Source organism: Neisseria oralis (assembly GCF_045062685.1).
Classification (GTDB): Bacteria; Pseudomonadota; Gammaproteobacteria; order Burkholderiales; family Neisseriaceae; genus Neisseria; species Neisseria oralis.
This window is the reverse complement of record NZ_JBJGEB010000008.1, coordinates 104,666-122,464: the sequence shown is the minus strand read 5'-3', so window position 1 is coordinate 122,464 and position 17,799 is coordinate 104,666. Positions and strand designations below refer to the sequence as shown.

18 protein-coding genes and 2 pseudogenes are annotated in these 17,799 nt (G+C 44.0%); 19 read left to right on the top strand and 1 reads right to left on the bottom strand.

Annotated features, from left to right (window positions below; translation table 11 throughout):
• The 9 genes and pseudogenes from ACI43T_RS08950 to lysS all read left to right on the top strand — a co-directional run.
• Window positions 1-221, top strand: a pseudogene (locus ACI43T_RS08950) (hypothetical protein); the annotation flags it as partial.
• 11 nt (window positions 222-232) lie between these two features.
• Complete coding sequence (locus tag ACI43T_RS08945; RefSeq protein ID WP_405386585.1) at window positions 233-745, top strand: DUF4189 domain-containing protein; 513 nt, start codon at window positions 233-235, stop codon at window positions 743-745.
• Window positions 746-1,378: 633 nt separating this feature from the next.
• Window positions 1,379-1,804: a hypothetical protein gene (locus tag ACI43T_RS08940; protein WP_009175086.1), complete on the top strand. Its 426-nt coding sequence runs from the start codon at window positions 1,379-1,381 to the stop codon at window positions 1,802-1,804.
• A 29-nt stretch (window positions 1,805-1,833) separates the two neighbouring features.
• A complete protein-coding gene (locus ACI43T_RS08935) occupies window positions 1,834-2,679 on the top strand; it encodes a virB8 family protein (RefSeq protein ID WP_293279611.1) in 846 nt (281 codons plus the stop codon).
• 41 nt (window positions 2,680-2,720) lie between these two features.
• A complete protein-coding gene (locus ACI43T_RS08930; protein ID WP_293279609.1) occupies window positions 2,721-3,473 on the top strand; it encodes a TrbG/VirB9 family P-type conjugative transfer protein in 753 nt (250 codons plus the stop codon).
• A complete protein-coding gene (locus ACI43T_RS08925) occupies window positions 3,473-4,732 on the top strand; it encodes a TrbI/VirB10 family protein (protein ID WP_314105281.1) in 1,260 nt (419 codons plus the stop codon). Before ACI43T_RS08930 ends, ACI43T_RS08925 begins: the two co-directional genes overlap by 1 nt.
• Window positions 4,733-4,749: 17 nt before the next feature.
• The gene (gene virB11 / locus ACI43T_RS08920; RefSeq protein WP_254654928.1) at window positions 4,750-5,772 is read left to right on the top strand and encodes a P-type DNA transfer ATPase VirB11; all 1,023 of its coding nucleotides are present in this window, start codon (window positions 4,750-4,752) and stop codon (window positions 5,770-5,772) included.
• 505 nt (window positions 5,773-6,277) lie between these two features.
• Window positions 6,278-6,397, top strand: a pseudogene (locus ACI43T_RS08915) (IS3 family transposase); the annotation flags it as partial.
• Window positions 6,398-6,571: 174 nt separating this feature from the next.
• Window positions 6,572-8,083 (top strand): lysine--tRNA ligase, encoded by a 1,512-nt coding sequence (gene lysS, locus ACI43T_RS08910; protein ID WP_377080389.1) that lies wholly within the window; start codon window positions 6,572-6,574, stop codon window positions 8,081-8,083.
• 268 nt (window positions 8,084-8,351) lie between these two features.
• Here the strand turns inward: lysS and ACI43T_RS08905 are convergent, their stop codons facing one another.
• Window positions 8,352-8,942 carry a UbiX family flavin prenyltransferase gene (locus ACI43T_RS08905; protein WP_405386580.1) on the bottom strand — a complete coding sequence of 197 codons (591 nt, stop codon included), beginning with the start codon at window positions 8,940-8,942 and terminating at the stop codon, window positions 8,352-8,354.
• A 600-nt stretch (window positions 8,943-9,542) separates the two neighbouring features.
• Between ACI43T_RS08905 and ACI43T_RS08900 the strand changes: the two genes are divergently transcribed.
• From ACI43T_RS08900 to ACI43T_RS08855, 10 genes are all read left to right on the top strand, one after another.
• Window positions 9,543-10,403: a ParB/RepB/Spo0J family partition protein gene (locus ACI43T_RS08900; RefSeq protein ID WP_009175077.1), complete on the top strand. Its 861-nt coding sequence runs from the start codon at window positions 9,543-9,545 to the stop codon at window positions 10,401-10,403.
• A gap of 326 nt (window positions 10,404-10,729) precedes the next feature.
• On the top strand, window positions 10,730-11,083 hold the full coding sequence (locus tag ACI43T_RS08895; RefSeq protein WP_405386589.1) for an ATP synthase subunit I: 354 nt from the start codon (window positions 10,730-10,732) through the stop codon (window positions 11,081-11,083).
• The gene (gene atpB / locus ACI43T_RS08890) at window positions 11,073-11,939 is read left to right on the top strand and encodes a F0F1 ATP synthase subunit A (RefSeq protein WP_009175075.1); all 867 of its coding nucleotides are present in this window, start codon (window positions 11,073-11,075) and stop codon (window positions 11,937-11,939) included. The genes ACI43T_RS08895 and atpB overlap by 11 nt, the downstream gene beginning before the upstream one ends.
• Before the next feature lie 69 nt (window positions 11,940-12,008).
• On the top strand, window positions 12,009-12,245 hold the full coding sequence (gene atpE / locus ACI43T_RS08885; protein WP_009175074.1) for a F0F1 ATP synthase subunit C: 237 nt from the start codon (window positions 12,009-12,011) through the stop codon (window positions 12,243-12,245).
• A gap of 74 nt (window positions 12,246-12,319) precedes the next feature.
• Entirely contained in the window at window positions 12,320-12,790 is a 471-nt protein-coding gene (locus ACI43T_RS08880; RefSeq protein ID WP_377080396.1) for a F0F1 ATP synthase subunit B, read from the top strand.
• A gap of 4 nt (window positions 12,791-12,794) precedes the next feature.
• Complete coding sequence (locus ACI43T_RS08875; RefSeq protein ID WP_009175072.1) at window positions 12,795-13,328, top strand: F0F1 ATP synthase subunit delta; 534 nt, start codon at window positions 12,795-12,797, stop codon at window positions 13,326-13,328.
• A 10-nt stretch (window positions 13,329-13,338) separates the two neighbouring features.
• On the top strand, window positions 13,339-14,886 hold the full coding sequence (gene atpA, locus ACI43T_RS08870; protein WP_293279587.1) for a F0F1 ATP synthase subunit alpha: 1,548 nt from the start codon (window positions 13,339-13,341) through the stop codon (window positions 14,884-14,886).
• 24 nt (window positions 14,887-14,910) lie between these two features.
• A complete protein-coding gene (gene atpG, locus ACI43T_RS08865) occupies window positions 14,911-15,786 on the top strand; it encodes a F0F1 ATP synthase subunit gamma (RefSeq protein WP_009175070.1) in 876 nt (291 codons plus the stop codon).
• 38 nt (window positions 15,787-15,824) lie between these two features.
• A complete protein-coding gene (atpD, locus tag ACI43T_RS08860) occupies window positions 15,825-17,222 on the top strand; it encodes a F0F1 ATP synthase subunit beta (RefSeq protein ID WP_009175069.1) in 1,398 nt (465 codons plus the stop codon).
• Window positions 17,223-17,232: 10 nt separating this feature from the next.
• Window positions 17,233-17,658: a F0F1 ATP synthase subunit epsilon gene (locus ACI43T_RS08855; protein ID WP_009175068.1), complete on the top strand. Its 426-nt coding sequence runs from the start codon at window positions 17,233-17,235 to the stop codon at window positions 17,656-17,658.
• Window positions 17,659-17,799: the final 141 nt, after the last annotated feature.

Genomic DNA, 17,799 nt, shown 5'->3' with positions numbered 1-17,799 from the left:
CATCGCAAGATCGTCCGGGCATTGCGCAGATTACGATCATGCAGGGCGGCTTGGGGCTGATGATGAGCACGCTGATGGTGGGGAATCTGATTGGGTCTTCGTTGGGGTTTAATACTTATAACCCGCTGCAAGGCGGAAACAGTCCGAGAAATTCGGATGGGTCGCCTAGGGTGAATCAGGGTAAAGGACAAGGTAAGAATACTACTAATGTTCAAGAATAGGGAATAAACAAATGAGGAAGATATTACTAGTTTTTGTCATGATATTAAGTGGTTTTGCTAATGCAAATGAAATGAGTAATCCTTGTGTATATCATCCTGATTTGCCTGGTTGTGCAGGCAATAACCGTCCGATAGGTCAGGTAAGTAGAGTGATTAATATCCCAAATCGTTGGGGAGCTATTTATTTTAATCCGGTCAATCGGGCGGTAGGCTATTCTGAAAATAATACCGAAGGCTATCGTTCGGCCAATAAGGAGGCATTGGAAAGCTGTATTAAGGCTGGTGGCGGAAAAAATCCGATTGCCCGCGACGGAAAAGGCTGTCGGTTGAAACACGAATATCGTAATATCTGTGCTGCTATTGCAGTTGGTGGTAGGGAAGAAGGTAAAGGAGGAACGGGAACTGCCGGAGACGATGATGTGGAAGTTGCCAAAGAACTTGCGTTAAAAGGATGTAGCAAACATTCCAGTGAGTGTGTTATCCGCTATTCAGGCTGCTCTCGCCATCCCGATTACCGTTATTGATAAATGATTTTTTTCAGACAGTCTCTCTTAGAGATTAGAGGCCGTCTGAAAAAAAAACGTCTTCCGTTCCGATAAAAAAACATTTCAAAGATAAAACCGCACTTTGTGCGGTTTTTTGTTGTCTGCGGTTTGTGTTTCAAGTTTCAGACGGCCCCTGTTCTCGGAAATACATTGAGGCCGTCTGCAAGAAAGTGGTATTGCAGATATTGGAACTGGATAGGATGATGAAAAAATTGTCGTCGGGCAATTTGTGCTGAGAGAATACTATTTCGATCATAGCTCTTTATACTGAAAGTCAGAAGAGGTCACACAGGGTATATTGCGACAGCCTGTGCGTAGGGGGGCATCATCCAAATGTTTTGGAGGATACTGACTAAAAGTAAAATTTAACATGATAGTTAATTTAAAAATGCTTTTGCAATTTTACAATAAATTCATAATGACAATCACATTTAAGATATATTGGAAAATATTTACGTAAATGGTATATTATCGTAAAAAGCTACCTTTAGGTAAAAAAAGGGAGGTGATTTGTGTAATGGTGTTAAAATCAAAACTGAGAGCCGCTTGTCTCAGTTTTGTAATTTAATCAGGGGATGTTGATACATCCAAGAATGTAGGAAGTTAAGTAGCATGTTCTTTAAGAAATATTTTTTAGGCATATTAATTTGCTCTGTTTTATTGGGCTGTAATTCCACGCCGCCGGCAAAGGATTTTTCTAACAATTGGAGTCCGGTAAATAAATTTACTGACAAGATTACCGAAATTCCTTTGCATCATAAGTATACTTATCGGGTTATGGCAATTGATAAGACCTTAAAAAGCCTGCTGAACCGTTGGGCTGAAGATAGTAAGCTTTCTGTTGAGTATGGTAGTTGCTATGACTATACCTTACCCAAGGCTGCTGAGAAGATTAATGCGGTTGAACTTAATAAGGCGTTGGAAGAGTTAAACCGGATTTATTCAGCTAAACATGTGGTTGTTAGTGTGCGTAAAGGGAGCCTTGTCGTTGAAACGGTCGCAAATGCGGCAGGGTATATAGATACATCTTGTTTTTAATTTATTTATAGTATAGTAGAGAAAGTATTATGTTCAAAAAGAAGGAAAAAACGCAAAAGGTTACGGAAGCGGTTATTAGATCAAAGAGTTTTGAATTGTCATTAGCGGACATGGTAAAACGCAGTGAAAAAAGAGCATGGTTTGTTGCGTCTGTTAGTATGGTATTAGTTGTTATTTCGGGAATTGGTGTGGCATTGATATTGCCATTAAAACAAGAAGTCCCTTATGTAGTTGTAGCTGATCGTGATACTGGTTTTAGTACAGTTTCTAGGCTTGAGGGAGATTTTAAAAATAATAAAATTACTGCAAGTGAAGCAATCAATAAGAGTAATGTGGCTCAATATGTTATTGCTAGAGAATCGTATGATTGGGAATTAACGAATATTAATGGATGGGGGAAAGTGCTAGCCATGTCTGATGCAAAAGTTGCAACTGATTATAAAAATCAATTTCTTGAAGATTTTCCTCAAAATCCAAATAAAATCTATGGGCGGGCTCTTTCAGTTCGTACAAAAATTCGAAATATTACTTTAGCATATACAGATGGGCGCCAAAATGCTCCAACTGGAGCAACAGTAAATTATGATCGTTATTTGTTCGATAAGAGTAAAGGGTCACTTCAGCCATTAGATAGGCAAATGGCTACAATGACATTTGAATACAGACCTAATTTAAAAATGGCGGAAGAATATCGTTATGACAATCCATTAGGTTTTCAAGTTACTAACTATCAGGTTGAAACCGATAATATTGCGAAACCAACTATGGAATTACCAAGTAATTTCCCTATAGTATCTAAAGATTCTTTAGGTCCACAAAAGGAAGAGGATGCAACTTCTCCACAAGCAGACTTGATGGCTGTATCACCGAGATGATAGTTAGTGGCGAAGGATAAAAACATTAAAAGGCTATTAAAATGAATATATTTTTAAGGAAAATTTGTCTGCCGGTATTTATATTTTCTATTTGTATAAATATTGCGGCGGCTTCATCAACAGTTACAGAATATACTTATACTCCAGATAAAATTTATACTGTGCGTTCCAGTTTGGGAATCGTGACCCAGATTGAAATTAGCCCCCAAGAAGATATTAAAGATTTTGGAACGGGTTATAGTGATGGTTGGGATTTGGCCCGAAGAGAAAACACGTTCTATATAAGACCTAAAGTTGCTAATGCAGATACAAATCTTACTATTAGAACGGCAGCGCATAATTATTTATTTGATTTGAAGGTGGTTTCTAAAGAATGGCGTGGATTGGAGTCAGCAAAAAATAAAGGTGTTCAATATAAAATTAAATTCAATTATCCGGATGGAACCGAGTTCAAAAAAGAGAAAAGTCTAGATTTAAATAGCGGATTAAGTACGAAAATTAGTGGACATGTAGGTTATTTTACTAATTATGATTATGCCGCAAAATCAAAATCTGCGTGGCTGGTTCCAACAAAAGTTTATGATGATGGTAAATTTACCTATATTTATTTAAATATTAATAAATTTATGCCTACAGGAAATTTCCCTGCGATTTTTGCCCGAAAGGATAGAAATGGTGAGGAAATGGTAGTTAATACTACTATTCAAAATAATGTTATTATAGTAAATGGAACTTATCCTTTTTTAGTTCTGAGGCATGGTAATGATGTTGTTGGTATTAGAAGGAATTTTTAATGAACAAGAATTTACAAGATGGGTTGGAAAATTTTGATGATGGCACAATGCAGTTAAAAAACGACATTGTTGTAGATAATCATAAAAATGGGGAGAATGGGGAAACTTTGACTGGAACCTCAACTATTTATCAGAAGCAGATTAATAGTGTACAAGACTTGGAAAGTAATATTCCTAATTTGAATAATGGGATTGGTCAACGTATTAATCGTAAGGCACTTATTTTTTTATTGTTAATGGGCATTGTCGTCGTTTCTATTTTTATGTATGCAATGTCGTTGTTTTCAACAAACGATAAGGCTAATATGGAGCAAGTTAAGGAGGAAGTAGTAGATATACCTAGTTCTCCTATACCTTCCCCTGCTCTTGACGAAACTCCCGCTCCCGTTCAACAACCTACTACTAATATAGATCAACAGACAGAGTTACCTACTCCTCCAGAACTGGTTTCAGTTCCAGCGGTACCTTCAGTTTCGTCTTTGCAGGTTCCAACGATTGATTCTCCGGTACCATCGACAGTAAATGAGAGCTTTGGATTTAAAGACAGCCAAGATAGTGGTGGAATTAGCCGTTCAGGGGGGGCAGGTGGCTTTGTTATTTCTGAAGATGAAGGTAATACGCGTGGTGGTGGGGCTGTTAAGAGATTGCAGCCACAGAAATTATATAAACCTGACTATCTATTGGTACAAGGGACATATATTCGTTGCGTTTTGATGGGGCGTATTGTCAGTGATATTCCTGGTAATGTATCGTGTATCGTAACAGAACCTGTCTATTCCAGCGCTGGAACTAAGTTATTAATACCTAAGGGGTCCAAAGCAATAGGTGCATATGCTGCAGGAGCTAGTGTCGGGAATAGGATTGATGTAATCTGGAATCGCATTATTACACCGAATAATTTGGATATCCGAATGGAAAGTCAAGGGACGGATAGTTTAGGTGGTAATGGACATGTTGGGGATTATAGAAGTCATTGGGCTAGTCGTTTAGGATCAGCAGTTTTAATTAGTTTAATAGGAGATGGTCTAGATTATTTAAGTGATAAAAATACATCAACTAATTCTGTTGTAACGACAAGCACCAGTACTACTATAACGCCTACAGAAACAAAAACTGCTCGTACATTAGAGAGAATGGCTCAACAAGAATTAAATAAAATGGGTATGCGCCCCCCAACCGTTACAATTAATCAAGGAGAAATATTAAATATTTTTGTTTCTCAAGATATTGATTTTGAAAATGTAATTGGAAACCAATAGAGACAGGGTTGTATACTGTGATTCAAGATATTTCAAATGATTTCTTAGATTATCAATATCAAATTTTGGGTATATCGCCGTTGCTCGAAAGACAGGATGTTACAGAGATATGCATCAATAAACCAGGACAAGTATATTTAGAAACTTTTAATGGGTGGGAGTGTATAGAAGTTAGTACATTAACTTATGAACGTGCAAGACAGTTTTGTACATCGGTTGTTAATGAGAGTAACACTGGTCAGCGTATTACAGATAAGGAGCCAATGGTTTCATTGACTTTCCCATCAGGGCAGCGTGCGCAATTTGTTATTCCTCCAGCTTGCGATGCCGGAAAGATATCAATTACTATACGGCAGCCTTCCAAATATACGAAGACATTGGAGCAATATCAAGAAGATGGTTTTTTTAATAATGTCATTTTAAATACGGATAGTATTTCTAAATATGATTTAGAATTAAAGGAATTGTTGATCAATCGAAAATATGGGGAGTTTTTTAGCAAAGCTGTTTTATATAGAAAGAATATCGTTGTTGCGGGAGCTACAGGAAGCGGAAAAACAACTTTTATGAAATCGTTGGTTAATCATATCCCGTTTGATGAACGATTAATCACGATTGAAGATGCAAGAGAGTTGTTTATTCCTCAGCCAAATGTAGTGCATTTGTTATATTCTAAGGGCGGGCAAAGTGCATCAAATATTACAGCAAAAAGTTGCATGGAAGCATGTTTACGTATGAAGCCTGATAGAATTATTCTTGCAGAATTGCGCGGTGATGAATCTTTCTATTTTATTCGAAATTGTGCATCAGGGCATCCAGGGTCAATCACTAGTTGTCATGCAGGAAGTACTGATCAGGCATGGGATCAATTAGCGTTAATGGTGAAGGCTTCCCCTGAGGGGTCAGGGCTCGAATTTGATGTAATTAAAAGATTGTTGATGTTGACAATTGATATTGTTATTCATATTCAGGCTCATAATGGTAAACGTTATATTACAGGAATTGATTTTGATCCTAGTCGTAGAAATGATTTAAAATAGCAATAGAAAATAAGTCGCCTTTAGTACATTTCTTGGATTAGGAAGGTATGAAAAAGTGAACTGCACCTTTTAAGTTGAACCACCTTACCCAACTTAAGAGGTGTAGTTTTTTATGGCAAAATATTCAGATAAATTCCGACTTGAAATTGTCTAATACTACTTGGATGGATACGGCAAACTCCAAACGGTTGACCGTTTCGCTATTAATGAGTTAAGAGTCAATGGTATGAAGGGGGAATGCCCTTCCTATGGAAGGGAAGTTGGGACAATTGCGATAATTTTCAGGCTGAACGTCCTAGTCAGAAATGGGTAATGAGGGAGAATGTCCCATACAGCATTCAGCCCTAGGTTGGCGGTATCGATGGCTTTTTATCAAAAGCAACTGAAGGATAGCAAATTTGGTGCTGAGTATGTCCTGAAGGGAAAGCTGCCTAATGTGGCAATGGAAAGTTTCTTCGGAACATTAAATTTGAAATGCTTTCATACATGTTGATATGCTTCTGTTGCCGAATTGGAATCGGCATTGCACAAATATATCCGTTATTACAACCACGGTGGGATTAAGTTGAAATCGCAAGAATTGAGTTCTGTGCAGTACAGGCTTCAGTCCTCGAAAGTTGCTTGATTAAACTGTCCAACTTCTTGGAGTCAGTTCAATGAGAGTTCATCTATATTCAGATTTCCTTCCAATAATGTTCTAGATAGAAAAAACAGCCCGTATCGCGTAAAATGGCGCGGAATTATTATTGTAGCAAGACCTGCTAAAAGTCCTGCTGCCTCATTTTCCGGAAAAATAACCATGAGCGAACAAAATCATCCGCAAACCGAGCCGCAATTAGATGAAAATCAAATCATCGCCCTGCGCCGCGAGAAACTGCACAACATCCGCAAAGAACGCATCGCCTATCCCAACGATTTCAAACGCGACAGCTTTGCCGCCGACCTGCACAAAAAATACGGTGAAATCAACAAAGAAGAACTTGACCCGCAAGGCATTCCCGTGAAAATCGCCGGCCGCATGATGCTCAAACGCCAGATGGGCAAGGCCAGCTTCGCCACCATTCAGGACATGAGCGGTCAGATTCAGCTTTATCTCAACAACAAAGGCGTGAGCCAAGAAGTTTTGGACGATTTCAACCATTGGGACTTGGGCGACATCGTCGGTGCGGAAGGTACATTGTTTAAAACCAATCACGGCGAGCTGACCGTGCGCGTGTCCGCTATCCGGCTGTTGTCCAAATCCTTGCGCCCGCTGCCCGACAAACACAAAGGCCTGGCCGACCAAGAAGTCAAATACCGCCAGCGCTATGTCGATTTAATCGTTAATCCCGAATCGCGCGACACCTTTATCAAACGCAGCAAAATCATCCAAACCGTGCGCAACTACATGGTCGGCGAAGGTTATTTGGAGGTAGAAACTCCGATGATGCACCCGATTCCGGGCGGTGCGACGGCCAAGCCTTTCATTACCCACCACAATGCGCTGGATATGCCGCTTTACTTGCGTATCGCGCCCGAACTGTATTTGAAACGCTTGGTCGTAGGCGGTTTGGAGCGCGTATTCGAAATCAACCGCAGCTTTCGTAACGAAGGCATGTCTACCCGCCATAATCCCGAATTCACCATGATGGAATTCTATGAAGCCTTCTGCACCTACGAACGCATGATGGAGATGACCGAAGGCGTCATCCGCGCTTGTGCCGAAACGGTGTGCGGCGCGGCGAAAATCAGCTACAACGGTAAAGAAGTCGACTTGGCCAGCCCCTTCGAACGCCTGACCATTCTCGAAGCCATCAAAAAATACAATCCGCACTACACCGATGAGCAGCTTGCCGACGAAGCATGGCTGAAAAAGGAAATCGTCAAACACGGCGAAAGCCTGCCGCCTTCGCCCGGCATCGGCAGCCTGCAACTGGCTTTGTTTGAAGGCTGCGCCGAAGGCAAACTGTGGAATCCGACCTTCATCATTGATTATCCCGTCGAAGTCTCCCCGCTGGCGCGTGCGTCCGACACCAAGCCCGGCCTGACCGACCGCTTCGAGCTGTTCGTCGTCGGCCGTGAGCTGGCCAACGGCTACTCCGAGTTGAACGACCCCGAAGACCAGTCCGCCCGTTTCAGAGCACAGGTGGCGCAGAAAGACGCCGGCGACGACGAAGCCATGCACTACGACGCCGACTACATCCGCGCGATGGAATACGGCTTGCCCCCCACCGGCGGCAGCGGCATCGGCCTTGACCGCTTGGTGATGCTGCTGACCGATTCTCAAACCATCCGCGACGTGATTTTATTCCCACAAATGCGGCCGGAATAGGGCTATTTAAAACAATGGAGAAAGGCCGTCTGAAAACATTTTTCAGACGGCCTTTTTAACTAAAAATATAATCAGAATTCTAAAAACGGTAATAAAAAACTCTTGGAGGGTCCGTTTTGTCTGTGAAAGAATCTACCGTTGAGGACAAACCTTATTTTAAATAACTTCCCAAATTAATAACGGATTCCTTTTGCAAGAGTGATGATTAGGCATTTCTGTATGAGGAAGAATCAAGCATCGCAAACGGAATGTCTGTTTCGGCCAAGCGCTAGTTTTCGATAACGGATTGCGCATCATCCCCCCAGTGCGGCTGGTGTGGGATGTCGACGCCAAGCAAATCGAGTGCGCGGCTGACGCTGTGGGTCAGGATGTCATCGACGCTTTGTGGTTGAAGATATAGTGCGGGCACGGGTGGGAAGATGATGCCGCCCATTTCGGTTACGCGGCGCATATTGTCCAAATGCGCCAGATTCAGCGGTGTTTCCCTCACCATCAGCACCAGGCTGCGGCGTTCTTTCAATACCACGTCCGCGGCGCGGGTCAGCAGGTTGTCGCTGTAACCGTGAGCCACGGCTGCAAGGGTGCGCATAGAGCAGGGGGCGACCAGCATTCCGACGGTTTTGAACGAACCGCTGGAAATACTGGCAGCCAGATTGCCGATGGGATGAACGATGTCCGCCATTTTGCAAACCTCCTCTTTGGTGTAGGGCGTTTCCAGAGCGCGGGCCATTTCTGCACCTTTGGAAATCACTAAATGGGTTTCCACGTTTTCAATATTTTGTAGCAGTTTTAGGGCCTTATAACCGTATTGGAAGCCGCTGGCACCGCTGATGCCGAGCACTATGCGTCGTTTGGTCATGGTCTGTCCTTCTAAATCAGGTAAAAAGCGGCTGGTACCCACTTCTTTGAATTTGCAGTGTTAGAAATGTTCTTTATAGTAAGTGGAACGGTACAGTCGAAATATTCATGTCTTCGTTCGCTGCGGCAAAGGCTGAAACAGGCTGAGATTCCAATTGTGGAGCTGCCGCTGATATTGATGGTAATCGTCAAAGGTTTATCTGCCGCTTCCGTTTTTTAGTAGCGTACATCAGCCGCATGGATAATCCGCCCTTGCTCTGTGTGCTCAAACGGTGTGCCTGATTCGCCCATTTGGGGCGGAAGCATAGCATAAACCCGTCGAGAAGTAAGGGGCGGCATTTTTGCTTATTGGTTGGAGCAGACATCAATGTGCGCAAATCATGTCTTTCGGATTTTAAATCTGTTTATGTTTTCTCTTGCGCAAGCCTTTGGAATCAATCTGCACCTATTGTATATACAAAGGCCGTCTGAAACAGTCATTCAGAAAATTATTTGAAATAAGCAACTAATAAGATGGTTTATAAACCGCCAATATCCGATAAAATAGAACACCACATATATAAAAGCATAGAGACAGGCCGTCTGAAAAAAGGATTACACCATGGCAAAACCGAAAAGCGGCTTGGGCCGCGGCTTAGATTCACTGATTTCCAACAGCATCGGCGACAGTAGCAGTGACCGGCTGACTACCGTTGCCGTCAAAGACATACAGCCCGGCCGTTACCAAGCCCGAGTGCAGATTGATGACGAAGCCTTGCAGGAACTGGCCGACTCAATAAAAGCCCAAGGCGTCATTCAGCCCGTGATTGTGCGTGAGCACGGGCTGTCGCAGTACGAACTGATTGCAGGGGAACGCCGTTGGCGTGCCAGCCAGTTGGCCGGATTGACCGAAATCCCCGTCGTCGTGAAAAGCATCAGTGACGAAACCGCGCTGGCAATGGGGTTGATTGAAAACCTGCAACGCGAAAACCTCAATCCGATTGAAGAAGCACAAGGGCTGAAGCGGCTGGCGGACGAATTCGGCCTGACGCACGAAACAATTGCCAAAGCAGTCGGTAAAAGCCGTAGTGCTATTTCGAATACCCTACGCCTTTTGAGTTTGCCCGAACCGGTGCAAGACATGCTCTACCAACGCCGCCTTGAAATGGGACATGCCCGCGCCCTGCTGACGTTGCCGGTAGTCGAACAGCTCCAGTTGGCACAAAAAGCAGTCAAAAACGGCTGGTCAGTGCGCGAAGTGGAACGGCGCAGCCAAGTGGCGCAACAGGCAGTCCGCAAAGACGTCAAAAAGACCATCAGTGCCGATATACGCCGTCTGAACGATGCACTGACCGAAAAATTGGGCGTTAACGTTGAAGTCCGTACCACCAATCATAAAAAAGGCAAAATCGTCCTGCATTTCGATACGCCGGAGACGTTCGAATATCTACTCAAACAGTTAGGTGTGGAATACGAAGCGTAGAATACGACCGGCACTCTTAGCGCAACACAGGCCGTCTGAAAATTTTTAGACGGCCTGTGTTGAAGAAATAAACATTTTTAGTTCAAAGGAGTTTGAAATATCCGTCAATTCAGAGAGGATATAGTGGCTGTGCGATAAGGGGATTGCATGTAATGCTGTGTAGTTTATGTTAAAATCAATAAAGATCACTGCTGCTGTGCTTTTATGGCAAGGAATATCAAAGTTGTATTTTCACAAAGGTTAACACGCCCTTGACGCTGCGCCCCCTCTTCAATTATAGTGGCCTTACTTGAATCTTTAATATGGTATTGGTTTCCCTGACAATTATGCGGCAGATTCTGATTTGGCAGTGTGCGATGCTGGCGGCAGTTGCTTTTGTCAGTGCAGTTTGTTGGGGAGGAAGAGGATTTTGGTCCGCTTTGGCCGGCGGCGCATCTTACCTGATACCGACTGTGGCCGCGGTTTTACTTTTAAGGCTTTTAAAAAACAGGCCGTACCTGCAAAGTAGAATGTTCATGGCAGGAGAGGCTTTAAAAGTAATGCTGTCGTTGGCGTTGATGTTGTCGTTTTTTGCTGTATGGCATCAATCGCTGGTGTTTTTACCGTTTTTGTTCGGTTTGTTCAGCGTCAGCCATTTGGTTTTTTTAGTATTGTTGAGAGTTAAAGATTATGGCAGGTGAATCAATGACTGCTGCCGACTACATCAAGCACCACTTGCAAAGCTTGACTAGTCTGTCGGATGTAGCGCAGGGACAAGGTTTGAAAAATATTGCTGATTTCTCATTCATCAATATGGATACTTTATTCTTTTCCATATTGTTGGGCGTAATCAGCAGCTTTTTGCTGTGGCGCGGCGCCAAAAAAGCTACCGCCGGTGTTCCGGGGCGTTTTCAAGCAGCGGTGGAAATCCTGTTCGAATTTGTCGACGATATGTGCAAGAGCATTATTCATAACGAAAAATCGCGCAGGGCTGTCGCTCCGTTGGGATTAACGTTGTTTGTTTGGATTTTTTTAATGAATGCGATGGATATGCTGCCAGTAGATTTGCTGCCATGGACTTGGCAACATCTGACAGGCAATCACCATGCCCTGTTACGCATCGTCCCAACTGCCGACTTGAACACTACGCTGGCTTTGGCCATCGGTGTACTCGGTATTTGTATTTACTATAATATCAAAATTAAAGGCTTCGGCGGTTGGATGCATGAGTTGTTCAGCGCGCCATTTGGTGCGAAGTTGGCGCCGGCTAACTTCTTGTTGAATTTGGTTGAATTCTTGTCGAAAACCGTATCACACGGTATGCGGTTGTTCGGTAATATGTATGCTGGCGAATTGGTATTTTTGCTGATTGCACTATTAGGCGGTGCATGGGCCGCGTCAGGCAGTGTCGGTGTAATGGATCCGATTTTATTTGTACTTCATCTTATCGCCGGTTTAGCGTGGGCGATTTTCCATATTTTGGTCATTACTTTGCAGGCATTTATCTTCATGGCTTTGGCGTTTGTCTACATCGGCCAAGCCCATGATACACATTGATGTTTTTTATAAGTTTTCAGAAATTTTTCCAACGTAGTTTAATTTTTAGCTTTTCAAGGAGTTTTTAAAATGGGTGGTTTAATTGCTATCGCTTGTGGTTTGATCGTTGCATTCGGCGCGATGGGTGCCGCCATCGGCATCGGTATGGTCGGTTCCAAATATTTGGAATCTTCCGCTCGCCAACCCGAACTGATCGGCCCGCTGCAAACCAAACTGTTCCTGATTGCCGGTTTGATTGACGCTGCATTCCTGATTGGCGTGGCTATCGCATTACTGTTTGCTTTCGTTAACCCGTTTGCAGGCTAATCCGGACAGTTAACTGTTTCGATACAGACGGTCAGCCGTTTGTTTGATTAACCCTAATACGAAGGTTAGGTAAAGTGAATATTAATGCAACCTTATTTGCGCAGATCTTAGTCTTTATCGGTTTGGTTTGGTTTACCATGAAGTTTGTGTGGCCTCCAATCGCAAAAGCTTTGGATGAGCGTGCTGCGAAAGTTGCCGAAGGCTTGGCTGCTGCTGAGCGCGGTAAAAATGACTTTGAGCAGGCGGAAAAGAAAGTTGCAGAACTTTTGGCCGAAGGGCGTACTCAAGTTGCCGAAATGGTGGCTAATGCAGAAAAACGCGCGGCAAAAATCGTGGAAGAAGCTAAAGAACAGGCTTCTACTGAAGCTGCCCGAATTACTGCGCAAGCTAAAGCTGATGTTGAGCAGGAGATGGTTCGTGCACGTGAAGTATTACGTGAACAGGTAGCCTCACTGGCAGTGAAAGGTGCAGAGTCTATTTTGCGCGATGAAGTTGATGTTTCTAAACATGCGCAGTTGCTCGGTGCCTTGAAACAGGAGCTGTAATCTTATGGCAGAGTTCGCAACTATTGCTAGGCCGTATGCGAAAGCATTATTTGGTTTAGCTCAGGAAAAAAAACAGATAGAGTCTTGGTTGGGCGAACTTAAAAATCTGTCGGCGGTTGTACGGCAGGAAAAAGTGATTTCCTTAATCGAACAACCTGAAACGGACACTTCCGAAAAGGCAAGATTATTAACTGATTTGGTCGGTTTAAAAGACGACAGTCTCAAAAATTTCGTGACTGTTTTGGCTGAGCAGAAACGGTTACCGATTTTGCCGGAAGTTTATGTGCAATATCAAGACTTAACCTTGACACTCAACGATACCAAGTCAGCCGTTATTTACAGTGCTTATGAATTGACTTCTGCTCAAGCGGCAGAATTGACTGAAATGCTGAAAAAGCGCTTCAACACTGAATTGGTAGTAACAACCCAAGTCGATCCAAAATTAATTGGGGGGATAAGGGTAGAAGTGGGTGATCAGGTCTTGGATTTGTCTATACGGGGCAAATTAAATGCTTTGTATACGACTATGACAAATTAGGAGAGTTTTCATGCAGCTTAATCCTGCTGAAATTAGCGAATTGATTAAAGCCAAAATCGAAAATTTGTCTGTAAATACGGAAGTTCGTACACGTGGTACGGTTATTTCCGTGACAGATGGTATTGTGCGTATTCACGGCTTATCAGACGCAATGCAAGGTGAGATGCTCGAATTTCCGGGTAACACTTTCGGTTTGGCTATGAACTTAGAGCGCGACTCTGTAGGTGCCGTAGTGTTGGGTGAATATGAGCACATTAAAGAAGGTGATACAGTTACATGTACTGGCCGTATTTTAGAAGTACCGGTTGGTCGTGAATTAGTTGGGCGCGTAGTTGATGCGCTGGGTCGCCCGATTGATGGTAAAGGCCCGATTAATACGACTCAAACTGCACCAATCGAAAAAATTGCACCTGGTGTAATTGCCCGTAAATCGGTTGATCAGCCGATGCAGACAGGTTTGAAGGCAATTGATTCAATGGTTCCGATTGGTCGGGGACAACGTGAGCTGATTATTGGTGACCGTCAGACCGGTAAAACTGCAGTAGCATTGGATGCGATTGTAAATCAAAAAGATACCGATGTTATCTGTATTTATGTGGCAATTGGTCAAAAAGCTTCATCCATTGCTAATGTGGTTCGCAAACTTGAAGAATACGGCGCAATGGAACATACTATTGTTGTGGCAGCTACAGCTTCGGAGGCCGCCGCCCTGCAATATATCGCCCCATATGCCGGTTGTACAATGGGAGAGTTTTTCCGTGACCGCGGTGAAGATGCTTTGATCGTATACGATGATCTATCTAAACAGGCTGTTGCGTATCGCCAGATTTCCCTATTATTGCGTCGTCCTCCTGGTCGTGAGGCATATCCGGGTGATGTGTTCTATCTGCATTCCCGCCTATTGGAACGTGCTGCCCGTATCAATCAAGATGAGGTTGAAAAGTTGACTGACGGTGCGGTCAAAGGAAAAACGGGTTCGTTAACAGCACTACCTATCATTGAAACGCAAGCTGGTGACGTATCTGCATTCGTACCGACCAACGTTATTTCGATTACCGACGGTCAAATTTTTTTGGAAACTGACCTGTTTAATGCAGGTATCCGTCCGGCAATCAATGCTGGTATTTCTGTATCGCGTGTAGGTGGCGCGGCGCAGACCAAAGTGATCAAAAAATTGGGTGGTGGCATTCGTTTGGCATTGGCTCAGTATCGTGAATTGGCCGCGTTCTCTCAGTTTGCTTCCGATCTGGATGAAGCAACGCGTAAACAGCTGCAGCATGGCGAAGTGGTTACAGAACTGATGAAACAAAAACAGTTCAGTACCTTGAATACTGCTGAAATGGCTCTGACTTTATGGGCAATTAATAACGGTTCATATGAGGATGTACCGGTTTCTAAAGCTTTGGCTTTTGAGACGGAGTTTTTAAGTTATGTCCGTACACAACAGCCTGGTGTTTTGGATGCCATCAATTCATCAGGTGCAATGTCTGATGAAAGCGAGCAGATATTGGCCGAAGCCATGAAATCTTTCAAATCTTCTTATGCTTACCAAGCATAAGATTTGAGATGAAAGGAGTCTGAAATGGCAGTCGGGAAAGAGATTCTCACCAAAATCCGAAGTGTTCAGAATACCCAAAAGATCACTAAAGCGATGCAGATGGTGTCAACTTCCAAAATGCGGAAGACTCAGGAGCGGATGCGCTTGGCGCGTCCGTACGCCGAAAAAGTACGTTTGGTTATGAGCCATTTGGCACAAACCAATTCGGATCATGGGATTAAATTATTGGAACCTCACCGCGAAATCCGCAAGGCTGGTTTCATTTTAATTACTTCCGATAAAGGCTTGTGCGGAGGCTTGAATGCTAACGTATTAAAGCGATTTTTGGCGCAAGTCCAAGAGTATCAGGAAAAGGGCATTGCAGTTGAAGTTGTATGTTTGGGCAGTAAAGGTTTGGCGGCCTGTCAAAATATTGGGTTAAATATCATCGCCAGTGCGACAAATTTAGGCGATACCCCAAAAATGGAAACGCTGCTGGGACCATTAACCGAAATATTCCAACGATATGAAAAGCATGAGTTAGATGTGATTCAGTTGGTTTACTCGGGCTTCATCAATACCATGCGGCAAGAACCGCGTATGGAGGTGTTGCTGCCCATCGGACAGAGTGTGATGGACGAAGTCAATACGCGCAATGATTACAATTGGGATTACCGCTATGAACCGAGTCCCGTTGCCGTATTGGAATATTTGGTTCGTCGCTATTTGGAATCTGTGGTTTACCAAGCATTAAGCGATAATATGGCATCAGAACAAGCCGCTCGTATGGTTGCAATGAAAGCTGCGACCGACAATGCAGGCAATGCCATCAAAGAGTTGCGGTTGGTATACAACAAGTCGCGTCAAGCTGCGATTACCACGGAATTGACAGAAATTGTGGCAGGAGCGGCGGCAGTTTGAGGCCGTCTGAAACCTGTACAGGAAATTAGGATACGATAATGAGCCAAGGCAAAATCGTACAAATTATTGGTGCGGTAGTTGATGTGGAATTTCCGCGTGACGCCATTCCGCATGTTTACGACGCTCTGAAATTAGACGAAAACAATCTGACTTTGGAAGTTCAACAACTTCTGGGGGACGGTGTGGTTCGTACTATTGCAATGGGTAGTTCAGACGGCCTTAAGCGGGGTATGACTGTAAGCAATACAGGCGCGCCGATTACTGTGCCGGTAGGTAAAGGCACTTTGGGACGTATTGTCGATGTATTGGGTACACCTGTTGATGAAGCAGGTCCGATTGATACCAACAAACACCGTGCCATCCATCAGACAGCCCCGAAATTCGATGAGTTGTCCGCTACTACTGAGCTGCTGGAAACAGGCATTAAAGTGATTGATTTGCTGTGTCCGTTTGCCAAAGGCGGTAAAGTAGGTCTGTTTGGCGGTGCCGGAGTAGGCAAAACCGTAAACATGATGGAATTGATTAACAACATCGCCAAAGCACACAGCGGCTTGTCCGTATTTGCGGGCGTAGGTGAGCGTACCCGTGAAGGTAATGACTTCTACCACGAGATGAAAGATTCCAACGTATTGGACAAAGTGGCCATGGTTTACGGTCAGATGAACGAACCTCCGGGTAACCGTCTGCGTGTAGCCTTGACCGGCTTGACTATGGCCGAATATTTCCGTGATGAAAAAGACGAAAGCGGCAAAGGTCGCGACGTATTGTTCTTCGTGGACAACATTTACCGTTACACTTTGGCCGGTACCGAAGTGTCTGCATTGCTGGGCCGTATGCCTTCAGCAGTGGGTTATCAACCGACATTGGCTGAAGAAATGGGTCGTTTGCAAGAGCGTATTACCTCTACCCAAACAGGTTCCATTACTTCCATCCAAGCCGTATATGTGCCTGCCGATGACTTGACCGACCCGTCTCCTGCAACGACGTTTGCCCACTTGGACGCTACTGTCGTATTGAGCCGTGATATTGCATCTTTGGGTATTTACCCTGCAGTTGACCCGCTTGATTCCACTTCACGCCAACTGGATCCGATGGTGTTGGGTCAAGAGCACTACGATGTGGCACGCGGCGTACAGTCCACTTTGCAAAAATATAAAGAATTGCGTGACATTATCGCTATTCTGGGTATGGATGAATTGTCAGACGAAGATAAACTGACCGTGATGCGTGCGCGTAAGATTCAACGCTTCCTGTCGCAACCGTTCCACGTTGCCGAAGTATTTACCGGCTCTCCTGGTAAATATGTATCGTTGCGTGACACCATTGCCGGTTTTAAAGCGATTTTGAGCGGCGAATACGATCACCTGCCGGAACAAGCGTTCTACATGGTGGGCAGCATTGATGAAGCCGTAGAGAAAGCGAAAACCGTAAATTGAGGAGGCTGGCATGAATGTCATGCAAGTTGAAGTGGTAAGTAACGAACAAAATATCTACTCAGGCGAAGCTACATTTGTAGTTATTCCGACTGTGCAAGGTGAACTCGGTATTTATCCGCGACATGAGCCGATTATGAGTTTGGTGCGTCCTGGGGCATTGCGCTTGACTGTGCCTGACCAAACGGAGGAAGTGTTGGTTGCCGTTTCGGGAGGACTGTTGGAAGTACAACCTGAAAAGATAACCATTTTGGCTGATGTGGCAGTACGCAGTGGTGAAATGGATCAGGCACGAGCAGAGGAAGCGAAAAAAGTGGCGGAAGCTGGTATTTCGCAAGCTCAAGATGACGAATCGTTGGCTAAAGCGCAAGTTGCTCTGGCGGCAGCGATTGCCCAGCTTAAAACTTTGGATTATCTTCGTTCTCAAAGAAACAAATAGGAATTTTGTTTTAAAGGAAAAGCACGGCGAGCCGTGCTTTTTTGTTGGCTGGCTGATATTGCCAATAGTGAAAATGATAGGGAACATTTGTAGTAAAGACTTTTGCTTAATGGGCTTGAGAATAAAACAGGCCGTCTGAAA